Source organism: Variovorax ginsengisoli, assembly GCF_030486595.1.
In the GTDB taxonomy this organism is placed as follows: Bacteria; Pseudomonadota; Gammaproteobacteria; order Burkholderiales; family Burkholderiaceae_C; genus Variovorax; species Variovorax ginsengisoli_B.
On record NZ_JAUJZH010000005.1, the window covers coordinates 220,755 to 243,878 of the forward strand.

Sequence of the window (23,124 nt, forward strand, 5' to 3'; positions counted from 1 at the left end):
GACTCCTCGCGACGCATGGGTTAGACTCCATGCGCGATCGAGAGTCTTCGCAGACTCGGTCTTCCCCGGTGACAGCCCGGAACGAGCCGTCCGCATGTCGTTGAGCTTCATTCCGGCTTCTGGCTGGAAAGGTAGCTGAAATGCATGCTATAATCGCAAGCTGTGCGGCTGTAGCTCAGTTGGATAGAGTACTTGGCTACGAACCAAGGGGTCGTGGGTTCAATTCCTGCCAGCCGCACCACTCTCTCGAATGGCCTAGAGGATTCATCTCCTCTAGGCCATTTTCTTTTGCGGGTCGTCATCGACCCCGCCGCCCCTCGACCCTTTGCCATCCGGCTGCCATGCGACGACACTGCGCAGCACGTCGTGCGCGACAGCCATGATGATTTCGAGGAGAGCATCCGAATGCGCATCGTCAACGACAGCGAGCACTGCCGCCGCTGGTGGGTTGGCTCCCGGGCCGGCGACGCCGTCCAGCGGGCGCTCGACGCCAACGCCGATGGCGCCATCACCCTCGGCGATTTCGTCACCTGGGCCGTCTACATCTTCCATCTCCCCGCCTACACGGGAATGATCATCGTCGACAGCTTTCCGCTGGTGGCGCAGTTCTTTGCCGTCGACTGCAGGACCGGGTCCGGCTGGGGCGGCACGCTCTTCAGCCTCGTCGCCTGGGCCCTGCTGGCCACCAGCGTCGCGACGCCATCGAAGCCAACCGCCGCCAGGACCCGGAACCAGCCCTGAATGTGCTGCTTTTTGAAGCACCGTGTCGCAGGCCACGCCAGGCAACGATCTCGACCGAAGTCGACACGGTTTTCCCCAGCATTGTCCCCAGGAATAAGGGAAAACCCGCGACTGGCCGATATGCCGTCGCGGGCCGGCCGGACGGCTTATGGGCCAGGCAAGGTGCTGCGGCCAGAATCAGCGGATGGAGTCGATGAGCGATGAAGAACTCGCCGCAGCGGCGTATGTGCAGCGAAAGCGGGCGGAGCTTGGCGATCCCGATGCCTTGAAGGAGGCGCATCGCCTGGAGGCGGAATTGCGAAAGCGGCTCGGGTCGACGCCGTCGGGCCACGGGCCGCTCGAGCCGGAGGTCCGGCCGGCACGGCCCTGGTGGCGCTTCTGGTAGGCGATGCTTGCGCTCTTCGTGTGCCTTGGCAACTCGGCCGGTTGCCGGCAGACTGCGCATCCCCTATTCCAACCGGGAGTGGCACGATGAACTCAGTCCTTCGTTCAACGGTGGGTGCGTTGCTGGCTGGCGGCGCGATGCTGGGCGCGCTGTCCGCGCAGGCCCAGTCCAACGCGCCCAATTGCGAGGATCCCCGCGTCGACCGGACCGCCTGCTATCGCGAGAAGGCGGCCGCCCAGGAAGCGAAGCGCCAAGGCCAGCTGAACAGCCCTGGCGGGTACGACCAGAATGCGCTCGCACGCTGCCAGCGGCAGCCCGCCAGTGCCCGTGAGGCCTGCGAGAAGCGCGTGCTCGGCACTGGCAACACCACGATCAGCGGCAGCGTGCAGGGCGGTGGCAAGCTCCGCCGCACCGAAGTGCCGGTGCCGGCGCCGGCGCCGAAGAACTGAGCGTCGATGCGTCGCCTGCGGCTCGTCGGGGCCAACCTTCTGCCGGAGCCGCGATGTTCTCGCATGTCTTCGTGAGCGTGAGCGATTTCGAACGCGCCCTGGGCTTCTATCGGCCGCTCATGGAGAGCCTCGGTGTCGCGATGCGCTTCTGCGAGCGCGAACGGCCCTGGGCCGGCTGGCATGCCGCGGGTGGCACGCGGCCCTTCTTCGTGATCTGCAAGCCGCACGACGGCCGACCGCATGCGCCCGGCAATGGCCAGATGGTGGCCTTCGCCGCCGCCGACCGGGCGATGGTGCGCAGCGCCCACGCGATCGCACTCGCGCAGGGCGGCCGTTGCGAAGGCCCGCCCGGCCTGAGGCCCGAGTACCACCCGCACTACTACGGCGCCTACTTCCGCGATCCCGACGGCAACAAGTTCTGCGTCGCCTGCCACGACCCCGAGCCCGGGGCGCCCGGCAGCGCCTGATCCGGTCGGTGCAGGGTCGACCAGCCGCAGAAGTCGAGCAGCACCACGGCACTCAGCGCGAATCCGCGCCGGACGCGGGCGCCGGATAGCGCACCGCCAGCACCTCGACGTCGTGCACGCCGCCAGGGGTCGCGAGCTTGACCACGTCGCCTTCCCTGGCCTTGAGCAGCGCCCGTGCGATCGGCGAGATCCAGCTGACCTGGGACTCGGCGCTGTTCGCTTCGTCGATGCCCAGGATGGTCACCTCGCGCTCGTCGCCGCTTTCGTCGGCGTAGCGCACGGTCGCCCCGAAGAAGACCTGGTCGCGGCCATGGTGCACCGAGGGATCGGTGACTTCGGCCACTTCGAGCCGTTTGGTGAGGAAGCGGATCCGCCGATCGATCTCGCGCAACCGCTTCTTGCCGTAGAGATAGTCGCCGTTCTCCGAGCGGTCGCCGTTCTTGGCCGCCCAGTGCACGGCCTCGACCACCTTCGGCCGCTCGTTGTCCATGAGATCGAGCAGTTCGGTGCGCAGGCGCGCATAGCCGGCCGGCGTCATGTAGTTTTTACTGCCCGCGGGCAACGGCGGCAGCGCGGCGCCACCGTCATCGTCGTCGCTGTCGGTGTCGCTCTCCTTCGTGAATGCCTTGCTCATGGGCCGAAGGTTGTATCACAGCCTAAATCTCGACCCGCGCACCCGGGCGAGGTGCCTGCGTCAGGATGCCAATGGATACAAAAGATACCGGCGTTCGAACCCATGTCGGGGTCCGGCGAGCGTCAGCCGGTCTGGGTCTGCGCTTCGGACGGGGTGTCGAAAGCCTGCTGTTGCACCTGATCAGCCCCCGTCGCGAGGGCGGCCCGTTTGCCGGACGCGCCGGGCACGATGCCCCGGACCAGGTGCCTCGGCAGGCGGTGCGACTTCTGCAGCAGAGCCAGGGCCTCGCTGCGTGCGGGCTCGGATGCCGGCAGGAACATTTGCAATGAGCTCATCGTGATCGCCCCATTGAGCGCCAGGATTCGGAACCGGCCCCTGGCTTGGCCGAGGGCGGATTATGGGCGTCTCGGGCGCGGCCGTCACAGGGCGTCCACCCCGGCTGTAGTGTTGATGGTTGCCGCCCGTTACAGATCGGACAGGCCGGCCCTTCAACGGGGTACCGGCAGCGCGCCCGCGGCGGCGTCGCGGCGCACGATCTCCTTCACCAGGGCGTTGAACTGCCGCGTCATCACCCGGCGCATGACCGCCTTCCCGACCACCGGCGGCAGCGGGAATTCGGGCTCCAGCAGGCCGGCATAGGAGAGCCGCACCTCGCCGGTGGCGAGCACTTCCAGGGCGTAGCGGCCCTCCATCTGCCGGAGATTGCCGCTCACCGCGCGGGCGACGATGTGCTGCCGCGGCGACTCGACGACCTCCAGCCGGACGGCCACCGCCTGCTGGAAGAAAAGGAAGCCGAAGTGGCCGGCCTGGTCGACCAGCAGCCGGTCGCCGTCGCGCTGCACCACCCGCGAGCTCTGCATATCCGGGATGAATTCGGCCAGGTTGTCGTAGTCGGAGATCACGCTCCATGCCGTGCGCGGGTCCACCTGCATGTCGGCGAACGCGGTGACCACGACCCCTTCGCCCTGGCTGGCGGACTCGATGCGCAGCTGCGCCTCGGCCGCCGTCCAGGTGCACGGCGCGCAGCCCAGCGCGAGGAGGGAGGCGGCAGTACGCCGTTTCATGGCGACGGCGCGGTCGCCTGGATGCTGAAGCGCAGGCTCAGCCGATCCTGCACCTGGATGGCGCCGCCCAGGATCGAGAAGGGCGCGATGCCGAAATCGGACTGGTTGAATTCCAGCGTGCCGGCGACGCTGATCTCGCCGGGGCTCAGGGCGACCGGGGCCGGCACGGTGAAGCTGCGGCGCACGCCGTGCAGCATGATCGCGACGGCCAGCGGACCGTCCGCTACGGGCCGGTCGACGCGGATGGTCGCGAAGGGGAAGCGCTGCACCTCGAGCACCTTGTCGACCATGTTGGAGCGGGTGCCGGCGATGTCGGACTCGCTGGGCTGGGTGTCCATGCCCGCCTCGGCCCGCAGCGCCGGCTCGTCGACCGTGAGCTCGGCCAGCGGGATGAAGAGGTCGGCAAGGCCTTCGCGCGGCGCGACAAAGCCCTGCACGGCGCGGCTGGCGACGATGTGGTCGTGCCCGAGATGGCCCAGCGATCCGCCGCGCCGCACGGTGATGGCAACCAGCGACCGCGCGCTGTCGATGCGATAGACCGCCTCGCCCCGCGCGTAGTGCTCGGCGGGAAAGCCTTCGGGCACGGCGCCCTTCGCGGCCGCGGCCGGCGGCGCGGTTTCGCGCACCAGCGGCGCGCAGGCGGCGACCGCCAGTACGGCCGCGACGGCCCCCGCGGCCAGCCATGCGATGCCCGCGGTGCGCGGCGCGGCCACTTCAGCGGGCCTCGCGCAATTGAACGTGGAACTTCACGTTCACGTCGGCGCCGATGACGCTGGTCGCCGCCCACTCGCCGGTCCCGATTCCGAACAGGCTGCGCTTGACGCTGAACTCGCCGTCCAGCGTCGCGCCGCCGGCCGCCGCGGTCCAGGCGAGCGGCACCTCGAGCGGCTGCGTCACGCCCTTGAGCGCCAGCGTGCCGCGCGCGATGAAGCGCCCGGCTGGCGAGCCCGCCGGCGCCCGGCGGATCTCGGTGGCGTGGAACTCGGCAACGGGGTAGCGGGCGACATCGAACCACTCGGCGCCGGCGATCGCCTTGTTGATGTCCGCGCTCGCCATGTCGGCGCTCGCGACCCGGATCGTGACGTCGAGGCGCCCGCCCGCCGGGCTGTCGCCGTCGAGCCCCAGGCGGACGTCGAAATCCTTGAAGATGCCAGGCGCCGGCGTCTTCTCGAACTGGGCGGCGAATTCGAGCCGGCTGCCGGCGGGCGCCATCTTCCAGTCGGCCGCCCGGGCGGGCTGGAGCGCGGCGAAGGCCAGCGCCAGGACGATCGAGCCTGCGTTTGGGTTCATGTGCGAGGGGTCCTGGCGGGAAGCATCCGGGTCAGGACGTCGTCGCGCTTCGCGAAGTGGTGGCGCAGCGCCGCGGCGATATGCAGCACCAGCAGCGCGACGAGGGCGATGCCGAGCGCGAAGTGCACCGCTGCGGCGAGCTCGGCGGTGTGCTCGTCGGACGCGACGATGGCCGGCAGCGGGAGGCGCCAGAAAATGCGGAACGGGACGCCGGCGGCGGCACTGACGATCCAGCCGCTCAACGGCAGGGCGAGCATCAGGACGTAGAGCAGCGCATGGCTGGCGTGCGCGGCCGCGCGTTCCCAGGCCGGCATGCCGGGCGGCAGCGCCGGGGCGCGGGTCGCCAGGCGGTTCAGCAGGCGCAGCACGACCAGCGCCAGGATCAGCATGCCGATCGATTTATGCCAGACGAAGAGATCGAGTTTGGTGGGCGACAGCCGCCAGCTGGCCGCCAGCCAGCCGAGCACGAACTGCAGCAGGATCAGCGCCGCGACGCCCCAGTGGAAGGACTTGGCCGCGGCGCTCCAGGCCAGGGCCGGGGAGCTTCTTGGTCGCGCCATGCGTGCAACCCGTTGGAGGCGCTGGTCCGGCTGGGCTTCGAAGCCGACGGCCTCAGGGCGCGGGCACCGTGCGGGCCGCCGCGAGCACCGACGGGGTGCGCCGCGCCGCGCGCAGCACGGCATCGAGATGGTTGCGGTCGCGCACCGCGATCACGAAGCGCAGGTCGGTCGAATCCTGCGGCGTCTCGTCGGCCATCTCGACGTGCGTGATGTCGGCTTCGGCGTCGGCCAGCGCCGCCGCCACCCGTGCCAGCACGCCCTTGTCGTTGCGCACCGTGACCACGACGCCGGTCTCGAAGGTGCGCACCGGCTCGTCGGCCCACTCGACCGCAAAGAAGCGCTCGCTGTCCTTGTAGCGCAGCCGCTGGCCGACGCCGCATTCCTCGGTGTGGACCACCAGGCCCTCGCCGTGGCCCAGGTAGCCGACGATCGCATCGCCCGGGATCGGCCGGCAACAGAGCGCAAAACGCACCGAGGAGTTCTCGCTGCCGTCGAGCGTGACCGCCCCCTGCGAGACCGCTTCGTGCGCCGTGAAGCGCTCGCGGCTCAGCATCAGGGCATCGGGCTTCTCGCCGCGCTCGGCCAGGAGCGCCATCAGCCGCTTGGCGACGATGCTCGCGATGCGCTTGCCCAGGCCGATGTCGGTCAGCAGTTCGGGGCGGGTGCGGTTGCCGGTGAAGCGCAGCAGCTTCTCCCACAGCGCCTGATGCTCGGTGTCGTCGTCGGGCAGCTTGCCGAGGCCTTCGGCGCGCAGCGCCTGCGCCAGCAGCTTCTCGCCCAGGCCCTCGGATTCGGCATGCGCCAGCGTCTTCAGGTAGTGGCGGATCTTGGAGCGCGCGCGGCCGGTTCGCACGAAGCCGAGCCAGGCCGGATTGGGAGTGGACACCGGCGCCGTGATGATCTCGACCACGTCGCCGTTCTTGAGCTCGGTGCGCAGCGGGACCTGGTCGCCGTTGATGCGGGCGGCCGAGGTGTGGTCGCCGATGTTGCTGTGGATCGCGTAGGCGAAATCGACCACGGTGGCGCCGCGCGGCAGCGCCATGATCTGGCTCTTGGGCGTGAAGACGTAGACCGCGTCCGGGAACAGATCGACCTTGACGTGGTCCCAGAATTCGGCGGCGTCGCGGGTCTCGTCCTGGATGTCGAGCAGCGACTGGAGCCACTTGGCGCCGAGCCGTTCGCTGGTGGCCGCGGCCGGCTCCTGCGCCTTGTAGAGCCAATGCGCCGCCACGCCCGACTCGGCCACCACGTGCATCGCCTCGGTTCGCAGCTGGAACTCGACATTGACGCCCGAAGGGCCCACCAGCGTGGTGTGCAGCGACTGGTAGCCGTTGAGCTTGGCGATCGCGATGTGGTCCTTGAACTTGCCCGGCAGCGGCTTGTACATCTGGTGCAGGATGCCCAGGCCCGTGTAGCAGGCGATCACGGTCGGCACGATCAGCCGGAAGCCGTAGATGTCGGTCACCTGGGCGAAGCTCAGGTGCTTCTCATCCATCTTGCGGTAGATGGAATAGAGCGTCTTCTCGCGCCCGGCGATGCGCACGCTCATGCCGGCGGCGGCGAAAGAGGTCTCGACTTCCTGCTGCACCTTCTGGATCAGGTCGCGGCGCCGTCCGCGAGCCTTTGCCACCGCCTTGGACAGCACCGAGTAGCGCCAGGGCCGAAGGTGGCGGAACGACAGGTCCTGCAGTTCGCGGTAGGTCTGGTTCAGGCCCAGCCGGTGGGCGATCGGGGCGTAGATCTCGAGCGTCTCGCGGGAGATGCGGGCCCACTTCTCGCGCGGCGCATCGTCCAGCGTGCGCATGTTGTGGGTGCGGTCGGCCAGCTTGACCAGGATCACCCGGACGTCGCGCGCCATCGCGAGCAGCATCTTGCGGAAGGACTCGGCCTGGTTCTCCTCGCGGGTATTGAAGCGCAGCTTGTCCAGCTTGGTCAGGCCGTCGACCAGCTCGGCCACCGGGGCGCCGAAGCGCTCGATCAGCTCGGACTTGGTGACGCCGCAGTCTTCGATCGCATCGTGCAGCAGGGCCGCCATCAGCGCCTGGGCGTCCAGCTTCCATTCGGCGCATTGCGCCGCCACGGCGATCGGGTGGGTGATGTAGGGCTCGCCGCTGTTGCGCAGCTGCCCCAGGTGGGCCTCGTCGGCGAAGCGGTAGGCGCGGCGGACCAGGTCGATGTCTTCGGCGCCGAGATAGTCGAGGCGGTCGGTCAGGGCGGCGAAACTGGCGGCGGCCGCATTCAGCGCCGCGGGACTCGGCCGCAGGACAGGGGATGCCCCGGTCAGGGGCTTGACGACCGCGCTCATGGGTACCACTTTAGCGTGGCCGCCGGATCGTCGCATTCAGCCACAAAAAAAGCACCGCGTGCGGTGCTTCCTTGTTGCATGTGAGCATCAACTTCTCAGCCGGGGACCTTCTTGAGCATCTCGAGGCCGATCTTGCCTTCAGCGATTTCGCGCAGCGCGGTCACGGCCGGCTTGTTCTTGCTTTCGATCTTGGGCGCGTGACCCTGGCTCAGCATGCGCGCGCGGTAGGTGGCGGCCAGCACGAGCTGGAAGCGGTTCGGGATGTGAACGAGGCAATCTTCGACGGTGATGCGGGCCATGAGGATCTTTCGGTGCGGACTTTGGGGTCGTTTCAGGGGATGTTCAGCGCGGCGAAGGTGTCGGCGCGTGCGCGGCGCTGTGCGGAGTAGCGCAGCCGCTGAGCGTGGACGATCGCTTTCAGGTCGAAAAGTGCGCGCTCAAATACCTCGTTGATTATAACGAAGTCGAATTCCGATGCACGCGCCATCTCTTCGGCGGCATTCTGGAGGCGCAATTCGATGATCGAGGCGCTGTCTTCGCCGCGCCGTTCGAGTCGCGAGCGCAGTTCTTCCCAACTCGGCGGCAGGATGAAGATCATCACCGCGTTGGCGAAGGTCTTGCGGATCTGCAGCGCGCCCTGGAAGTCGATCTCGAGGATCACGTCGGCGCCCTGGGCGATGCGCTCCTCGATGGCCTTCTTGGAGGTGCCGTAGCGCTGGCCGTGCACATGGGCCCATTCGACGAAGGCGTCGGCCTCGACCATGGCGTCGAATTCGGGGTGGGAGGCGAAGAAGTATTCGCGGCCGTGCTTCTCCTGGCCGCGCGGCGGGCGGGTGGTGTGGGAGACCGAGGGCTGGACGGCCGAGTCGAGCTCCATCAGCGCCTTGACCAGGCTCGATTTGCCGGCGCCGCTGGGCGCTGCGACCACGAAGATGTTGCCGGGGTAGTCCATGGATTCTTTGTTCGATGCCAGCCGGCCCGGGCGCGAGGCCGGCCGAAGCGGGCGTCAGCGGCTGGATGCGGCGGTGTCGTCGCGTTGGCGGGAACCCGGTAGTTTATCAGCCGGGCTCGCCGGGGCCGGCGGCCGGTAGCCCGGCGCCAGCAGCGCGTTGGCCGCGCCGTAGAGCACCAGCGGGTCGCGCAGGCCGAGTGCGTACTCCGGGCCGCGCAGGCTGAGGTCGGGCGAGCAGTCGACGTTCCAGCGCCGCAGCATGTAGCCGGCGTTGGCGGCCCGCACCCGGATGCGCAGCACCCCGTCGGGCATGTCGTAGTCGCGGCGGATGACGTCGGGGCGGGCGTGCGAGGGGTGCGGCAGCAGTTCGAGCTCGACGATCCGGCTCCACTGGACATCGTGCTCGGCGCTTTCCCGGGGGCCGACCGCACTGTCGGCGAGCACCTCCGGCGACTCGATCCGGGTCAGCACGAAATCCCGGAACTCGGCCGACTTGCGGTCGAAGGCACGGACGTGCCAGCGCACGCCTGAATCGACCAGGGCGAAGGGGACCAGTTCGCGCTCGCCCGGCGGGCCGGACAGCGAGTGATAGACCAGCCGCACGGCCTTGCCGCAGTGGATGGCGCGGGTCACGGGCGCCAGCACGTCCATGCGGGGCCGGCTGAGCGCGGTCGGGATCTCGCAGCGCAGCAGCGGCGACAGGTCTTCGGCCGCGCCCTGGCCGAAGCCCTGCGACAGGGCGCTCAACACGCGCTGGGGCGCGTGCTCGAACAGCGGCCTGAACGTGGCGCTCGGCAGGTAAAGCTTGCGGGTGCCGTCGAAGTCGAGGTTGCCGGGGGCGGCCTCGCGGTACTGCGCGATGTCGCGGGTGGCCCCGGCCGGGCCCATGCCGAAGCGGGCGACCAGGTCGGAGCGCCGCAGTTCACCCAGGAAATAGAGCCGGAAGTCGATGTACGACAGGCGTTCGAGCTGGGCGCGGGGAATCGGCGGCATGGCCGGATGGTAACCCGATCGTCACCATAAAACATCAAAAAGCTGATTTGATGTCATCAAAATGATGATGTAATAGCGCAAAGGGACTTCGCACCATGACTCGCTTCCTTCATACCGCCGATTGGCAGATCGGCCGCCAGTTCGCCACCTTCGACCCCGAGCACGCGCCGATCCTCGCCGAAGCCCGCATCGCCGCGGTCGAGCGGCTGGCGCTGCTGGCCACCGGGCACCAGGTCGATGCCGTGCTGGTGGCCGGCGACGTCTTCGATGCTCAGACCGTGTCGGAGCGCACCGTGCGCCGCCTGTTCAACGCGCTGGCGGGCTATGCCGGGCCGTGGCTCATGATCCCCGGCAACCACGACGCCGCCCTGGCAGAGAGCGTCTGGACCCGCGCCCAGCGGCTGGGCGTGGTGCCGCCCAACGCCCATCTGCTGCTGGCGCCCGAGCTGCGGCTGTTCGAGGCGCAGGGCTTCGCGGTGCTGCCGGCGCCGCTGACGCAGCGCCACACCTACAACGACCTGACGGCGTGGTTCGACACGGCCGAGACGCCGCCCGGCCTGCTGCGCATCGGCCTGGGCCACGGCAGCGTGCAGGGCATCCTGGCCGAAGGCATCGACTCGGCCAATCCGCTGGCGCCGGACCGCGCGGCCAGCGCGAGGCTCGACTACCTGGCGCTGGGCGACTGGCACGGTTGCAAGCGCATCGACGCCCGCACCTGGTATGCCGGCACGCCCGAGCCCGACCGCTTCAAGGCGAACGACGCCGGGCAGGCGCTGCTGGTGGAGATCGCCGCGCCGGGCGCCGAGCCGCAGGTCACGCCGCTGGCGGTCGGCCAGTTCCATTGGCATCTGCTGGCGACCCACCTGCATGTCGCGAGCGATCTCGACGCACTGCTGGAAGAACTGGCCGGGCTCGGCGCGCAGGATGTGGTCGATCTGCGGGTCCAGGGGCGCATCGACCTGGCGGGACGGCAGCGGCTGCAGGCCGCGGTCGGCAGCGCCGAGGCGCGGGCGCGCCACCTGCAGGCCGACCTGTCGGCTCTGCAGCTGGTGCCGACCGAAGAGGACATCGCCGGCCTGCAGGCCGACGGCTACCTGGGCGAGGTGATCGCCGAGCTGCGCGAGGCCCAGGGCGGGGCCGAGCCGCAGGCGCGGATCGCCCAGGAGGCGCTGGCCCTGCTGACCACGGCGCTGGTGCAGCGCGCGCCGGCGGTGGCCATCGTCCCGATCGAGGCGGCAGCCGCATGAACCTCCAGATCACCCGGCTGCGCGTCGAGCAGTTGCGGCGCTTCCGCAAGCCGCTGGAACTGCGCGGCTTCGAGCCCGGGCTCAACATCCTGACCGCGCCCAACGAGGCCGGCAAGAGCACCCTGGTGCGCGCCATCCGCGCCGCCTTCTTCGAGCGCCACCGCTCCACCGTGGTGGACGACCTGCGCCCCTGGGGCGAAGGCAGCGGGGCGGCACCGCAGGTCGAGCTGGACTTCGTGCTCGACGGCCAGCCGCACCAGCTGGTCAAGAGCTTCCTCGGCAAGAAGCGTTGCACCCTGCGCATCGGCGTGCGCACGCTGGACGGCACCGAGGCCGAAGACCACCTGGCCCAGCGCTTCGGCTTCGCCTTCGCCAGCAAGGGTGCCAGCAAGCCCGAGCACTGGGGCATCCCGGGCTTGCTCTGGGTGGAGCAGGGCACTGGCCAGGAACTCAGCGTGGACCCCGCGCGCGACCACTTGCACGATGCGCTGCAGGGGCAGGTCGGCGCCGCGGCGGGGGCGCTGGCGGCCACCGGCGGCGACGAGCTTCTGGACCGGTTCCGGGCCCAGCGCAACGAGCTGCTGACCAGCACCGGCAAGCCGCGCGCGGCTTACCTCGAGGCCGGCGAGTCGATCGCCGCCTGGCAGTCGCAGGCCGAGGCGCTCGACTTCCAGATCGCCAGCTATCGCCAGCAGGTCGACGAGCTGGCGGCGCTGCGGCTCCAGCATCGGGCCGACGAGGCAGCGCGGCCCTGGGAAACGCTTCGCCAGGCGTTGGGCGACGCCCGGCGGCGCCAGCAGGTCCTGGAGGAGAGCCAGGCCCGGGTGCAGAACGACCGGACCCGGCTGCTGCAGCTCGAAGGCACGCGCGGGCTGCTCGTCAAGGAGCTCGAAGGGCTGGCACGGCAGCAGTCCGACGCCGCCCAGCGCGAGCAGGCGCTGGCCCAGGCCACCGAACAGCTGCAGGCGGCGGATGCCGCAGTGGCCACGGCGCGCGAGCACGCCGAATCGGCCCGCTCGCGCGCCCACGCGGCCCGCGAAGCCTCGCGCGTTGCGCGCCAGGAGGACCAGCGCCGCAACCTGCGCCAGCAGGTGGCGCAGGCCCAGGCCGAACTGGTCCGCAGCGAGGACGCGCTGCGGCGCGCCGAGGAGGCGCAGCAGCGCCTGGCCGCGCTGCGCGATGGCGCGGCCGGGGTACCCACGATCGCCAAGGCCCAGGTGCAGCGCCTGATCGAGCTCGACCGTGCCGAACGCGACGCCTCGCTGCGGCGCCAGGCGGTCGCCACGCGGCTGCAGTTCGCGCTGCCCGAGGGCGTGGTCCTCGGCTTGAAGACGGATGCGGAAAGCGGGGAACTGCAAGCCCGCGGTGAACGCCTGCTCGACGCCCCCACCACGCTGCGACTGCCCGGCGGCGGCGAGCTGGTCATCACGCCGGGCGGCGACGACCTGGCGCAGCTGGCCCGCAGTCACGCCGAGGCGCAGCAGGAACTGCGCGCGGCCTTGCAGGCACAGGGCGTGTCCGACCTCGCCGACGCGCAGGCGCGGCTCGGCGCAGCGGCCGAACGGGAGGCCCAGCTGCGGCTGGCCGAGCAGGCGCTGGCCATCGTCGCGCCCAAGGGGCTGGAGCCTTTGCGGGGTGCGCACGCAGAGGCGCAGTCGCGCATCCGCGGCGCGCAGGAGGCGCTGGCGCGGCTGCCCGAAGTGCCGTCCGAAGCCGTGCTGCCGGCCGACCAGGCCGAAGCGGCGCAAGACGCGGCGACCGCCACCGAACAAGCCAGCGCCACAGCATTGGCACAGGCGCAGCGCCGCCAGGCCGCCGCGCAAAGCCTGCGTGACACCGCCCAGCACGAGCATCTCGCGGCCCAGGCGGCACTGGCCGATCCGGCCCGCACGCAGCGCCAGTCCGAGGCGCAGGCGCAACTGCTGGCCACCGGTGCCGAGCACGCCGCGCTGGCTGCGCGGATCGAGGAAGCCAACGCCCAGGTGCGCGAGGCCCGGCCCGACATCGTGGCCCAGGACATCGACCGCCTGCAGCGCAGCATCGAACAGATGACGCGCGGCCACCAGCAGCGCCGCGAGGACATCCTGCTGCTCGAGAACACGCTGCAGCAGGCAGGTGCCCAGGGCCTGGAAGAGCAGCGCGACACCCTGGCCGGCAGGCTCGGCCAGGCCCGGCGCCGCCACGCCGAACTGCAGCGCCGCGCCGAGGCGCTCGACCTGCTCTGCAGCAAGCTCGACGCCAAGCGCCAGGCTACGCTGGCGCGCCTGCAGGCGCCCTTGCAGGAGCGGCTGCAGCACTACCTGCCGCTGCTGCTGCCGGGCGCCACGGTGCAGATCGACGCCGGCCTCGCCCCGGGCATCCTGGTGCGCTCGCAGGCCGACGGCGCGACCGAATCGGGCCAGGTGCAAGAACTGAGTTTCGGCGCCCGCGAACAACTCGGCCTGATCAGCCGCTTCGCCTATGCCGACCTGCTGCAGCAGGCTGGCCGGCCGACCTTGCTGATCCTCGACGACGCGCTGGTGCACAGCGACGCGCCGCGCCTGACCCAGATGAAGCGCGTGCTCTTCGACGCCGCGCAGCGCCACCAGGTGCTGCTGTTCACCTGCCACCCGCAGAATTGGCAGGACATGGGCGTGGCGCTCCGGCCGCTGGCCTGACATCTCGCAATGACCGACACCGCTCTCTCTCCCGGCTTCATGGCCGTGCACAGCAACCATCCGGAAGCGCTGCGCGACCTGATGCTCGCCTGGATGGCGCGGCATCCGCTGGCGCCGCTGGAGGACGAGTGGGTGCTGGTGCAGAGCAACGGCGTGGCGCAGTGGCTCAGGCTGTCGCTGGCGCGCGATCCGGCCCAGGGCGGCATCGGCATCGCCGCCGCGCTGCAGACCGAACTGCCGGCCACCTTCATCTGGCAGGCCTACCGGGCGGTGCTCGGCACGCAGGCCGTGCCCGCGGCCTCGCCCTTCGACAAGGCCCTGCTGGTGTGGCGGTTGATGCGCCTGCTGCCCTCGCTGCTCGAAGAGGAGGTGTTCGCGCCGCTGCGCCGCTTCCTGGCCGACGACGCCGACCTCCGCAAGCGCCACCAGCTGGCCGAGCGCCTGGCCGACCTGTTCGACCAGTACCAGGTCTATCGCGCCGACTGGCTGGCTGGCTGGGCCGAGGGTCACGACCGGATCGTCGCCAGCCGTTCGGGCGAGCAGCCGGTGGCTGACGAACTGCGCTGGCAGCCACGCCTGTGGCGGGCGCTGCTGGACGACGTCGGCCCGGCCGGCGCCGCCCACGGCCGGGCCGCCGTGCACCAGCGCTTCATGACCGCTGCAGCGGGCTGGCAGGGCGAGCGGCCGGCCGGACTGCCGCGCCGGCTGGTGGTGTTCGGCGTCTCTTCGCTGCCGCAGCAGTCGCTCGAGGTGCTGGGCGCGCTGGCGCGCTGGATGCAGGTGCTGATGTGCGTGCACAACCCCTGCGAGCACGACTGGTCGCACATCGTGGCCGACAAGGACCTGCTGCGCGCCGAGCGCCTGCGGCAGCGCCGGCGTCCGGGCGGCGAGGGCGCGATCGCCGAAGAAAACCTGCACCTGCATGCGCAGCCGCTGCTGGCCGCCTGGGGCAAACAGGGCCGCGACTTCATCCGCCTGCTCGACGCCCACGATGCGCAGGAGTCCTATGCACAGCACTTCGACGCCATCGGCCAGCGCATCGACTGCTTCGACCCCAACCCGCAGGACACGCTGCTGCGCCAGCTGCAGGACGACATCCGCGACCTGCGTCCGCTGGCCGAGACCCGCGGCAGATGGCCGGCGCTCGACGCGCGGGCCGACCGGTCGATCCGCTTCCACGTCACGCACGGCCCGCAGCGCGAGGTCGAGGTGCTGCACGACCAGCTGCTGTCGGCCTTCGCCGCCGATGCCACGCTGCGGCCGCGCGACGTGATCGTGATGGTGCCCGACGTCGCGGCCTACGCGCCGCACATCCAGGCCGTCTTCGGCCTGCTCGGCGCCGACGATCCGCGCCACCTGCCCTACACGCTGGCCGACCAGGGCCAGCGCCATCACGACCCGCTGCTGGGGGCGCTCGAGAAGCTGCTGGCCCTGCCGCAATCGCGCATCGCGGTGAGCGACCTGCTCGACTGGCTCGAAGTGCCGGCCCTGCGGGCCCGTTTCGGCATCGACGAGAACCAGCTGCCGCTGCTGCACCGCTGGATCTCGGCCGCCAACATCCGCTGGGGGCTGCATGCCGAGCAGCGCCGCCAGCTCGACCTGCCTGGGGCGCTGGCCCAGAACAGCTGGGACTTCGGCCTGCAGCGGATGCTGCTGGGCTACGCGGTGGGCACCGGCGAGGCCTGGGAAGAGGTCGAGCCGCTCGACGAAGTGGGCGGGCTCGACGCCGCGCTGCTCGGCCCGCTGGTGCAGCTGCTGGCCGCGCTCGAATCGCATTGGCGCACGCTGGCCACGCCGGCAGCGCCCGCCGAGTGGGGCGTCCGGCTGCGGGCCTTGCTGGCCGACTTCTTCGCCGCCGACGAGGACAGCGACGGCTTCACGCTGAAGCGGCTCGAGATGTCGCTGCAGCAATGGCTCGACGCCTGCGCCAATGCGGCCATGGCCGAGCCGGTTCCGCTGTCGGTGGTCCGCGAGCACTGGCTGGCGCAGATCGACCAGCCGACGCTCAACCAGCCCTTCTTTGCCGGCGCCGTGACCTTCGCGACCCTGATGCCGATGCGCGCGATCCCGTTCCGCGTGGTGGCCCTGCTGGGCATGAACGACGGCGACTATCCGCGCAGCCGCGTGCCGATGGATTTCGATTTGATGGGCCACGACTGGCGGCCCGGGGACCGCTCCCGGCGCGAGGACGACCGCTACCTGTTCCTCGAGGCGCTGCTGTCGGCGCGCGAGCAACTGCACATCAGCTGGGTCGGCCGCAGCATCCTCGACCATTCGGAGCGGCCGCCCTCGGTGCTGGTGGCGCAGCTGCGCGACCACCTGGCGGCCGGCTGGCGGCTCGCGGGCGACGAGGAAGCGCCAGCGCCGGACGCCGGCCGGCGGCTGCTGCATGCGCTGACCGTGGAGCACCGCCTGCAGCCTTTCCATCCGGCCTACTTCACGCTCGGCGGCGATGTGCGCCTGTTCAGCCATGCGCGTGAATGGCGCGCCGGCCTGGCGCCCCGTGCGACTGAGCAAGCCGATGCCGACGCACTGCCGCCTTGGCGCTTCGACGGCCCGCTCACGCTGCGCCTGCTGGCCGACTTCCTGAAGGACCCGGTGAAGAGCTTCTTCCGCCAGCGGCTGGGCATCCACTTCGAGGCCGACGATCCGGTCGGCGAGGACGAGGAGCCCTTCGCCATCGACGCCCTCGAAAACTGGCAGCTGCAGAACGAGCTGATCCAGGCGCAGCGGGCGGCCATCGAGGCCGGCGGCTCGCGCGAAGAGGCGCTGGGCAAGCAACTCGCCCGCATGGCGCGCCGCGGCGACCTGCCGGCCGGCCACTTCGCCGCCCTGGTGCAGGAGCGGCTGGCCGAGCCGATGGAAAAGATGTTCGCCGAATACGAGAAGGCGCTGGCCGAATGGCCCGAGCCCCTGCCCGACGCCGCGCTGGACTTCCTGCCCGAGGGCCTGTCCGAGCCGCTACGCCTCGCGGACTGGCTCGGCGGCCTGCGCCGGAATGCGGCCGGCGAGCGATGCCGCCTGCTGCTGGACAGCGGCAGCCTGGTCAAGGACCGAAGCTACAGGCTCGACAAGCTTGTGCCGTTCTGGATCGCGCACGTGGCGGCGCACCTGGAGGGCGGATCGATCACGAGCCGCATCGTCAGCAAGGCTGGCAGCGTGACGCTGCATCCGCTGTCCGGGTCACGGGCGCGCGCCTGGTGGTCAGTGCTGCTCGGCGCCTGGCAGCAGGGCCTGGACCGGCCGTTGCCGCTGGCGCTGCGCAGCGCCCTGGCCTGGCTCGGCAAGGGCGGCACGCAGGCCGACATCGACGCCGGCGCGCCGCGCGAAGCCGCGCGCGCCTGCTATGAAGACAGCGACCCGGCCTACGGCAAGTTCGGCGAGTGCGACGGCAACGCCTATCTGGCCCGCGCGTTCCGCGATTTTGAATCCTTGTGGGCCGACGGCGAGTTCGCCCGCTGGGCGCTGGCGCTGCTCAAGCCGATGAGCGATGCGGTCGGCCGGGCGCCGGCGAAGGAGGCCGAATGACCTTGCCTTCCTTGCTGGACCCCCTGCGTTTTCCGCTGCGCGGCAGCCGCCTCATCGAGGCCAGCGCCGGCACCGGCAAGACCTTCACGATCGCCGCGCTGTACCTGCGGCTGGTGCTGGGACATGGCGGCGAGGCCGCTTTCACCCGGCCGCTCGCGCCGCCCGAGATCCTGGTCGTCACCTTCACCGAGGCCGCCACCAAGGAGCTGCGCGACCGCATCCGGGCCCGCCTGGCCGAGGCGGCCGAGGCCTTCCTCGCGGATCCCGCGACGGTGCCGCCGCAGCCACCGGGCCAGGACCTGCTGCACGACCTGCGCGCCGACTATCCGCCAGCGCAATGGCTGGCCTGCGCCCGCACCCTGCGGCTGGCCGCCGAGTGGATGGACGAGGCCGCGGTCTCAACCATCCACGGCTGGTGCAACCGCATGCTGCGGGAGCACGCCTTCGACAGCGGCAGCCTGTTCACGCAGACGCTCGAGACCGACCAGCGCGAGCTGCAGGCCGAGGTCATGCGCGACTACTGGCGCACCTTCTTCACGCCGCTGGCGCCCGCCGACGCCCAGCAGGTGCATGGCTGGTGGGCCACGCCCGACGCCCTGCTGGGGGCGGTCGAAAAGCTAGTCGGCCTGAGCGAGGTGCTGGGCGAGGGCTTGCCGCCTGCCATGGCGCTGGAGCGCGCGCGCACCCACACCGGTCGCGAGCTGTCGGTGCTCAAGGCGCCCTGGGCCGGCGACGACGGGTGGGCCGCCGGCTTGGTGGCCGGGCTCGAGGCCGCGGTCGCGGCCAGGCAATGCAAGCTGCCCAAGCGCAAGGAATGGATGCAGAAGCTGCGCGACTGGGCCGAGGGCGATGCGCTGCTGCCGTCGTTGACCAAGACCGCGTGGGAGCGCCTCACGCCGGGCGGACTGGGCGATGGCTGGAGCGGCGACGCCGCGCTGCTGCGCCATCCGGCGCTGCACGCGCTGGCCGGCCTGCAGGACGCCGTCAGGGCCTTGCCCGACGGCCGCCAGGACCTGTTGCGCCATGCGGCCCGCTGGTCGGGCGACCGGCTCGCCGCCGAGCAGGCGCGGCGCGCGCAGATGGGCTTCGACGAACTGCTGACCCGGCTCGACGCCGCGCTGCAGGGCCCCAACGGCGAGCGTCTCGCGGCCCTGATACGGCGCCAGTTCCCGGTCGCGCTGATCGACGAGTTCCAGGACACCGATCCGCTCCAGTACCGCATCTTCGACGCCGTCTACGGCATCGCGGCCAACGCGCAGGACACGGCCGTGGTGCTGATCGGCGACCCCAAGCAGGCGATCTACGCCTTCCGCGGCGCCGACATCCACACCTACCTGGCGGCGCGGCGCGACACCCTGGACCGGCACGCCACGCTCGGCACCAACTTCCGTTCGACGGCGGCGATGGTCGAAGCCGTCAACCAGGTCTTCCTGCAGGCCGAGGCGCGCGAGACGGGGCAGGGCGCCTTCCTGTTTCGCGCCGATGGCGAGAATCCGCTGCCCTTCGTCCCGGTCCAGGCCCGGGGCCGCAGCGAGCGCTGGACCGTCGCCGGCCAGCCCGCCCCGGCGCTGACCTGCTGGACGCTCGATGGCGATCCCCCACCCGGCAACGGCGAGGCCCAGCGCCTGCTGGCCGCCGCCTGCGCCACCGAGATCGTGCGGCTGCTCGCCGGCGGCCTGGCGGGCCGCACCGGCTTCACCAAGGAAGGCGAGGCGCTGCGCCCGGCGCAGCCCGGCGACATCGCGGTGCTGGTCAACAGCGGCCGCGAAGCGAGCGCGGTGCGCCAGGCACTGGCCACGCGCGGCGTGCGCAGCGTCTACCTGTCCGACAAGGACTCGGTGTTCCAGAGTCCGGTGGCCGCGGAACTGCAGCGCTGGCTGGCCGCCTGCGCCGAGCCCGACGACGACCGGCCGCTGCGCGCCGCGCTCGGCAGCGCGGCACTGGCGCTCAGCTGGCCCGAACTCGACCGGCTCAACCATGACGAGCTGCAATGGGAAGCCCGGGTGCTCCAGTTCCGCCGCTACCAGCAGACCTGGCGGCGCCAGGGCGTGCTGCCGATGCTGCGCCACCTGCTGAACGACTTCGGCGTGCCGCAGCGGCTGCTGGCGGCGGGCGACGAGCGCATGCTGACCGACCTGCTGCACCTGGCCGAACTGCTGCAGCAGGCCAGCGCGCAGCTCGACGGCGAGCACGCGCTGATCCGCTGGCTGGCCGAGCAGCGCGAGGACAGCGCGAGCGAGAACGAGGCCCGCAAGCTGCGTCTCGAAAGCGACGCCGACCTGGTCAAGGTGGTCACCGTGCACAAGTCCAAGGGACTCGAATACCCGCTGGTCTTCCTGCCCTTCGGCACCGCCTTCCGCGCCGCCAAGGCCGACGACCTGCCGCTCAAGTGGCACGACGCGCAGGGCCACCTGGTGGTGGCGCTGCAGGCCGACGCCGACGCGCTGGCCAGGGTCGACCACGAACGCCTGGGCGAAGACCTGCGCAAGCTCTACGTGGCGCTGACACGGGCCCGCCATGCCACCTGGGTCGGCGTGGCGCCGCTGGCCGGCGTCGAGCGCAGCGCGCTCGGCTACCTGCTGGGCGGCGGGGCGCCGCTCGCGGCATCGGCGCTGGCCGATGCGCTGCGCGACTGGGCGAAGACGTCCGCGGCCATCGCGGTCGACGCCGCCCCCGAGGCCGACGATGCGCGCTACAGCCCGGTCGCCGACGCACTGCAGCTGGCGCCCGAGCCGGCCCTGCCATCCGGTCCGCGCGAACGCTGGTGGGTGGCCAGCTATTCGGCCCTGAGCCGGGCCGGCGACCTGCTCGACGACGAGGCCGCGCTGGCCCTCGGCGAGCCCGCGACCCGGCTGGCGCTGCCGCCGACGCCGGCCAGCGCCGCCGAGGACATCTACGCCGACAGCCGCGGCGACGCCATCGCGCCCGACGACGATTTCGGCACCCCGGCGCCCAGCACCGGCAGCCTGCACGACTTCCCGCGCGGCGCCGGCCCGGGCAGCTTCCTGCATGGCCTGCTCGAATGGGTAGGCCGCCAGGGCTTCGGCCGCCTGCAGTCCGATGCCGCGGCACAGGCCGACCTGGCCGACCTGGTCGCCCGCCGCTGCAACCTGAGCGGCTGGAGCACCTGGACCGAGACCTTGCGCGCCTGGCTGCTGGGCTGGCTGGCTGCGCCGCTGGACCTCGGCGCGCTGGTGCCCGAAGGCGGCGCGGTGGCGCCCGCGGCGCTGGGCCGGGTCCAGATCGAGATGGAATTCTGGTTCGGCGTCCAGCAGGTCGACCTGCGCGCGCTCGACGCCCTGGTCTGCCGCCACACGCTGGATGGTGCGCCGCGCCCAGCGCTGCTGCCGCAGCAGCTCAACGGGATGCTCAAGGGTTTCATCGACCTGGTGTTCGAGCACGAGGGCCGTTATTACGTGGCCGACTACAAGTCGAACTGGCTGGGCCCGCGCGATGCCGACTACACGCCCGCCGCGCTGCGCGACGCCGTGCTGCAGCACCGCTACGAGCTGCAGTACGTGCTCTACGTCTTCGCGCTGCACCGGCTGCTGCGTTCGCGGCTCGCCGACTATGACTACGAGCGCCACGTCGGCGGCGCGGTCTACCTGTTCCTGCGCGGCCATGCGGCGCCGGGCCAGGGGCTGCACTGCGAGCGGCCGCCAAAAGCGCTGATCGACGCGCTCGATGTCTTGTTCAGCGGCGCGGCGCTCGCTGCGGCGGAGCAGCCGTCATGAAAGCCCCGACCGTGTCCACCGACGTCTTCCTCGGCGCGCCGCCCGCGCGCCATGCGGCCTTGCTCGCCGACCTCGACCGCTGGGTCGCCGAAGGCTGGCTGCGCGCGCTCGACCGCAGCTTCGCCGCCTTCCTGGCGCAGAAGGCGCCCGAGGCCGACCCGCTGCTGGTCCTCGGCGCCGCGCTGGCCAGCCACCAGCTCGGCCGCGGACATGCCTGCCTCGACCTGCAGGCGGCGCTGGCCGATGCGGGCCTGGCGCTGTCGATGCCGCCCGAAGGCGCGGCGCGCGCGGCGGAGGATGCCGCGCCCATCACCGCGCCCTCGGCCTTGCTGGCCGGCGTGACGCTGGCGCGCTGGACCAGGGCCTTGACGCATCCGGCGCTGGTCGGCGACGGCCCCGGCACCACGCCGCTGGTGCGCATCGGCAGCCGGCTGTACCTGCGCCGCTATTGGCAGTACGAGCAGTCGGTGCGGGCCGCGATCGGCGAGCGCGTGGCGCGACCCACCGCGGCGGCCGCGCCCGAGATGCGCGCCACATTGACAGCGGCACTCGACGTGCTGTTCCCGCACCGCGACGGCGCCGCGGCCGACTGGCAGAAGATCGCCTGCGCGCTGGCCGCGCGCCAGCACTTCGGCATCGTCACCGGCGGCCCGGGAACCGGCAAGACCACCACCGTGGTGCGGCTGCTGGCGGTGCTGCAGCACCTGGCGCTGGCCGGCGGAGAGGGCCGCCGGCTGCGCATCCGGCTGGCCGCGCCCACGGGCAAGGCGGCGGCGCGGCTCAACGAATCGATCGCCGGCGCGGTCGCGCGCCTGCCGCTCGAAGGGCTGGCCGATCCGGCGGCGGTGCGCGCGGCGATTCCGACCGAGGTCACGACCGTGCACCGGCTGCTCGGCAGCCGCCCCGACACGCGGCACTTCCGCCACGACGCGCGCAACCCGCTGGCGCTCGACCTGCTGGTGATCGACGAAGCCTCGATGCTCGACCTCGAGATGATGGCCGCCGTCTTCGCCGCGCTGCCGCCGCATGCGCCGCTGATCCTGCTCGGCGACAAGGACCAGCTCGCTTCGGTGGAGGCCGGCGCCGTGCTGGGCGACCTCTGCCAGCGCGCCGACGCGGGCCACTACGGCGCCGACACCGCCACCTGGCTCGAGGCCGTCACCGGCGAGCTGCTGGAGCCCGAGCTGTGCGATGCCGCCGGCAGCCCGCTCGACCAGGCGGTGATCAAGCTGCGCATCAGCCATCGCTTCAGCGCCGCGAGCGGCATCGGCAAGCTGGCCGAGGCGGTCAATGCGGGCGACGCCGGAGCGGTGCGGCGGGTCTTCGATCGCGGTCATGCCGACCTGTCGCAGCAGCGCAGCCTGGACGACGCGGCGCTGCGCCGGCTGGTGGTCGATGGCGCGCCCGAGGGCTTCGCGGGCCAGGGAATGGGGCGCGTCGAGGGCGGCAAGGCCGTGCCGCCGCCGGCCGGCTACCGCCACTACCTGGCTCGGATGAGCCAGGGCAAGCCCGGCGTCGATGCCCCGCAGGCCGACTTCGACGCCTGGGCGCGCGAGGTGCTCGCGGCCTATGGCCAGTTCCAGCTGCTGTGCGCCTTGCGCAGCGGCCCGCAGGGCGTCGCGGGGCTGAACCAGCGCATCGCCGGCCTGCTGCGCGCCGAGGGCCTGCTCGAAGCCGAGCATGGCGGCTGGTACCCGGGCCGCCCGGTGCTGGTCACCCGCAACGACTACGGGCTGGGCCTGATGAACGGCGACGTCGGCGTCACCTTGGCGATGCCGGCCTGGTTGCCCGGCGAGCAGCGCCCGCGCTGGACCTTGCGCGTGGCCTTCGCGGCCGGCGACGGCCAGGGCGGCATCCGCTGGGTGCTGCCGAGCCGGCTGCGCGCGGTCGAGACCGTGTTCGCGATGACGGTCCACAAGTCGCAGGGCTCAGAGTTCGCGCATGCCGCGCTGCTGCTGCCCGAGCGGCCCAGCCCGGTGCTGACGCGCGAGCTGGTCTACACCGGCATCACGCGGGCCCGCCACTGGTTCACGCTGGTGGCGGCACCCGAGGTGATGCAGGGCGCGGTGCGCAAGCGGGTCGAGCGGGTCGGGGGGCTGGGCCTGAGCAGGCCCTGAG

The 23,124-nt window shown here is 71.5% G+C and carries 19 protein-coding genes and 1 tRNA gene; 10 read left to right on the plus strand and 10 right to left on the minus strand.

From position 1 onward, the window contains the following. The first annotated feature begins 164 nt into the window (after positions 1-164). The 5 genes from QZH52_RS09495 (at position 165) to QZH52_RS09515 (ending at position 2,042) form a co-directional block, all read left to right on the plus strand. Positions 165-241 (plus strand) — tRNA-Arg (locus QZH52_RS09495). 164 nt (positions 242-405) lie between these two features. Beyond that, positions 406-741 (plus strand): hypothetical protein, encoded by a 336-nt coding sequence (locus QZH52_RS09500; RefSeq protein WP_301807280.1) that lies wholly within the window; start codon positions 406-408, stop codon positions 739-741. Positions 742-934: 193 nt separating this feature from the next. Then, a complete protein-coding gene (locus tag QZH52_RS09505) occupies positions 935-1,126 on the plus strand; it encodes a hypothetical protein (RefSeq protein WP_301807281.1) in 192 nt (63 codons plus the stop codon). An 86-nt stretch (positions 1,127-1,212) separates the two neighbouring features. Next, on the plus strand, positions 1,213-1,575 hold the full coding sequence (locus QZH52_RS09510) for a hypothetical protein (RefSeq protein ID WP_301807282.1): 363 nt from the start codon (positions 1,213-1,215) through the stop codon (positions 1,573-1,575). 53 nt (positions 1,576-1,628) lie between these two features. After that, on the plus strand, positions 1,629-2,042 hold the full coding sequence (locus tag QZH52_RS09515; protein ID WP_301807285.1) for a VOC family protein: 414 nt from the start codon (positions 1,629-1,631) through the stop codon (positions 2,040-2,042). A gap of 52 nt (positions 2,043-2,094) precedes the next feature. On the opposite strand, the gene greB is transcribed toward QZH52_RS09515, so the two are convergent. The 10 genes from greB to QZH52_RS09565 all read right to left on the minus strand — a co-directional run bounded on the left by greB (position 2,095) and on the right by QZH52_RS09565 (position 9,840). After that, complete coding sequence (gene greB, locus QZH52_RS09520; RefSeq protein WP_301807287.1) at positions 2,095-2,676, minus strand: transcription elongation factor GreB; 582 nt, start codon at positions 2,674-2,676, stop codon at positions 2,095-2,097. Between the two features lie 122 nt (positions 2,677-2,798). Then, entirely contained in the window at positions 2,799-3,011 is a 213-nt protein-coding gene (locus QZH52_RS09525; RefSeq protein WP_301807289.1) for a hypothetical protein, read from the minus strand. A gap of 153 nt (positions 3,012-3,164) precedes the next feature. Beyond that, complete coding sequence (locus tag QZH52_RS09530; protein ID WP_301807291.1) at positions 3,165-3,740, minus strand: SRPBCC family protein; 576 nt, start codon at positions 3,738-3,740, stop codon at positions 3,165-3,167. Beyond that, entirely contained in the window at positions 3,737-4,453 is a 717-nt protein-coding gene (locus tag QZH52_RS09535) for a YceI family protein (protein ID WP_301807293.1), read from the minus strand. Before QZH52_RS09535 ends, QZH52_RS09530 begins: the two co-directional genes overlap by 4 nt. Position 4,454: 1 nt before the next feature. Next, positions 4,455-5,030 carry a YceI family protein gene (locus QZH52_RS09540; RefSeq protein ID WP_301807295.1) on the minus strand — a complete coding sequence of 192 codons (576 nt, stop codon included), beginning with the start codon at positions 5,028-5,030 and terminating at the stop codon, positions 4,455-4,457. Continuing rightward, positions 5,027-5,590, minus strand: a complete 564-nt coding sequence (locus QZH52_RS09545; protein WP_301807297.1) for a cytochrome b — start codon at positions 5,588-5,590, stop codon at positions 5,027-5,029. Before QZH52_RS09545 ends, QZH52_RS09540 begins: the two co-directional genes overlap by 4 nt. Before the next feature lie 52 nt (positions 5,591-5,642). After that, complete coding sequence (locus tag QZH52_RS09550; RefSeq protein ID WP_301807299.1) at positions 5,643-7,895, minus strand: RelA/SpoT family protein; 2,253 nt, start codon at positions 7,893-7,895, stop codon at positions 5,643-5,645. A gap of 95 nt (positions 7,896-7,990) precedes the next feature. Next, positions 7,991-8,194 (minus strand): DNA-directed RNA polymerase subunit omega, encoded by a 204-nt coding sequence (gene rpoZ, locus QZH52_RS09555; RefSeq protein WP_019656435.1) that lies wholly within the window; start codon positions 8,192-8,194, stop codon positions 7,991-7,993. A 32-nt stretch (positions 8,195-8,226) separates the two neighbouring features. Then, on the minus strand, positions 8,227-8,847 hold the full coding sequence (gmk, locus tag QZH52_RS09560; protein WP_286369933.1) for a guanylate kinase: 621 nt from the start codon (positions 8,845-8,847) through the stop codon (positions 8,227-8,229). A 54-nt stretch (positions 8,848-8,901) separates the two neighbouring features. Further along, on the minus strand, positions 8,902-9,840 hold the full coding sequence (locus QZH52_RS09565; RefSeq protein WP_301807315.1) for a WYL domain-containing protein: 939 nt from the start codon (positions 9,838-9,840) through the stop codon (positions 8,902-8,904). Between the two features lie 95 nt (positions 9,841-9,935). Between QZH52_RS09565 and QZH52_RS09570 the strand changes: the two genes are divergently transcribed. The 5 genes from QZH52_RS09570 to recD are packed head-to-tail and all read left to right on the plus strand — an operon-like array spanning position 9,936 to position 23,123. Then, positions 9,936-11,087: a metallophosphoesterase family protein gene (locus QZH52_RS09570; protein ID WP_301807317.1), complete on the plus strand. Its 1,152-nt coding sequence runs from the start codon at positions 9,936-9,938 to the stop codon at positions 11,085-11,087. Beyond that, positions 11,084-13,744: an AAA family ATPase gene (locus tag QZH52_RS09575; RefSeq protein ID WP_301807321.1), complete on the plus strand. Its 2,661-nt coding sequence runs from the start codon at positions 11,084-11,086 to the stop codon at positions 13,742-13,744. Before QZH52_RS09570 ends, QZH52_RS09575 begins: the two co-directional genes overlap by 4 nt. 9 nt (positions 13,745-13,753) lie before the next feature. Next, complete coding sequence (recC, locus tag QZH52_RS09580) at positions 13,754-17,272, plus strand: exodeoxyribonuclease V subunit gamma (protein WP_301807323.1); 3,519 nt, start codon at positions 13,754-13,756, stop codon at positions 17,270-17,272. Continuing rightward, positions 17,269-21,006 carry an exodeoxyribonuclease V subunit beta gene (gene recB, locus QZH52_RS09585; RefSeq protein ID WP_301807328.1) on the plus strand — a complete coding sequence of 1,246 codons (3,738 nt, stop codon included), beginning with the start codon at positions 17,269-17,271 and terminating at the stop codon, positions 21,004-21,006. Before recC ends, recB begins: the two co-directional genes overlap by 4 nt. Further along, the gene (recD, locus tag QZH52_RS09590; RefSeq protein WP_301807332.1) at positions 21,003-23,123 is read left to right on the plus strand and encodes an exodeoxyribonuclease V subunit alpha; all 2,121 of its coding nucleotides are present in this window, start codon (positions 21,003-21,005) and stop codon (positions 23,121-23,123) included. Before recB ends, recD begins: the two co-directional genes overlap by 4 nt. The last annotated feature ends 1 nt before the right edge of the window (position 23,124 follow it).

Coding starts and splice junctions, on each gene's coding strand:
- QZH52_RS09500 (WP_301807280.1), top strand. CDS start 406: ATGCGCATCGTCAACGACAGCGAGCACTGCCGCCGCTGGTGGGTTGGC.
- QZH52_RS09505 (WP_301807281.1), top strand. CDS start 935: ATGAGCGATGAAGAACTCGCCGCAGCGGCGTATGTGCAGCGAAAGCGG.
- QZH52_RS09510 (WP_301807282.1), top strand. CDS start 1,213: ATGAACTCAGTCCTTCGTTCAACGGTGGGTGCGTTGCTGGCTGGCGGC.
- QZH52_RS09515 (WP_301807285.1), top strand. CDS start 1,629: ATGTTCTCGCATGTCTTCGTGAGCGTGAGCGATTTCGAACGCGCCCTG.
- greB (WP_301807287.1), bottom strand. CDS start 2,676: ATGAGCAAGGCATTCACGAAGGAGAGCGACACCGACAGCGACGACGAT.
- QZH52_RS09525 (WP_301807289.1), bottom strand. CDS start 3,011: ATGAGCTCATTGCAAATGTTCCTGCCGGCATCCGAGCCCGCACGCAGC.
- QZH52_RS09530 (WP_301807291.1), bottom strand. CDS start 3,740: ATGAAACGGCGTACTGCCGCCTCCCTCCTCGCGCTGGGCTGCGCGCCG.
- QZH52_RS09540 (WP_301807295.1), bottom strand. CDS start 5,030: ATGAACCCAAACGCAGGCTCGATCGTCCTGGCGCTGGCCTTCGCCGCG.
- QZH52_RS09545 (WP_301807297.1), bottom strand. CDS start 5,590: ATGGCGCGACCAAGAAGCTCCCCGGCCCTGGCCTGGAGCGCCGCGGCC.
- QZH52_RS09550 (WP_301807299.1), bottom strand. CDS start 7,895: ATGAGCGCGGTCGTCAAGCCCCTGACCGGGGCATCCCCTGTCCTGCGG.
- rpoZ (WP_019656435.1), bottom strand. CDS start 8,194: ATGGCCCGCATCACCGTCGAAGATTGCCTCGTTCACATCCCGAACCGC.
- gmk (WP_286369933.1), bottom strand. CDS start 8,847: ATGGACTACCCCGGCAACATCTTCGTGGTCGCAGCGCCCAGCGGCGCC.
- QZH52_RS09565 (WP_301807315.1), bottom strand. CDS start 9,840: ATGCCGCCGATTCCCCGCGCCCAGCTCGAACGCCTGTCGTACATCGAC.
- QZH52_RS09570 (WP_301807317.1), top strand. CDS start 9,936: ATGACTCGCTTCCTTCATACCGCCGATTGGCAGATCGGCCGCCAGTTC.
- QZH52_RS09575 (WP_301807321.1), top strand. CDS start 11,084: ATGAACCTCCAGATCACCCGGCTGCGCGTCGAGCAGTTGCGGCGCTTC.
- recC (WP_301807323.1), top strand. CDS start 13,754: ATGACCGACACCGCTCTCTCTCCCGGCTTCATGGCCGTGCACAGCAAC.
- recB (WP_301807328.1), top strand. CDS start 17,269: ATGACCTTGCCTTCCTTGCTGGACCCCCTGCGTTTTCCGCTGCGCGGC.
- recD (WP_301807332.1), top strand. CDS start 21,003: ATGAAAGCCCCGACCGTGTCCACCGACGTCTTCCTCGGCGCGCCGCCC.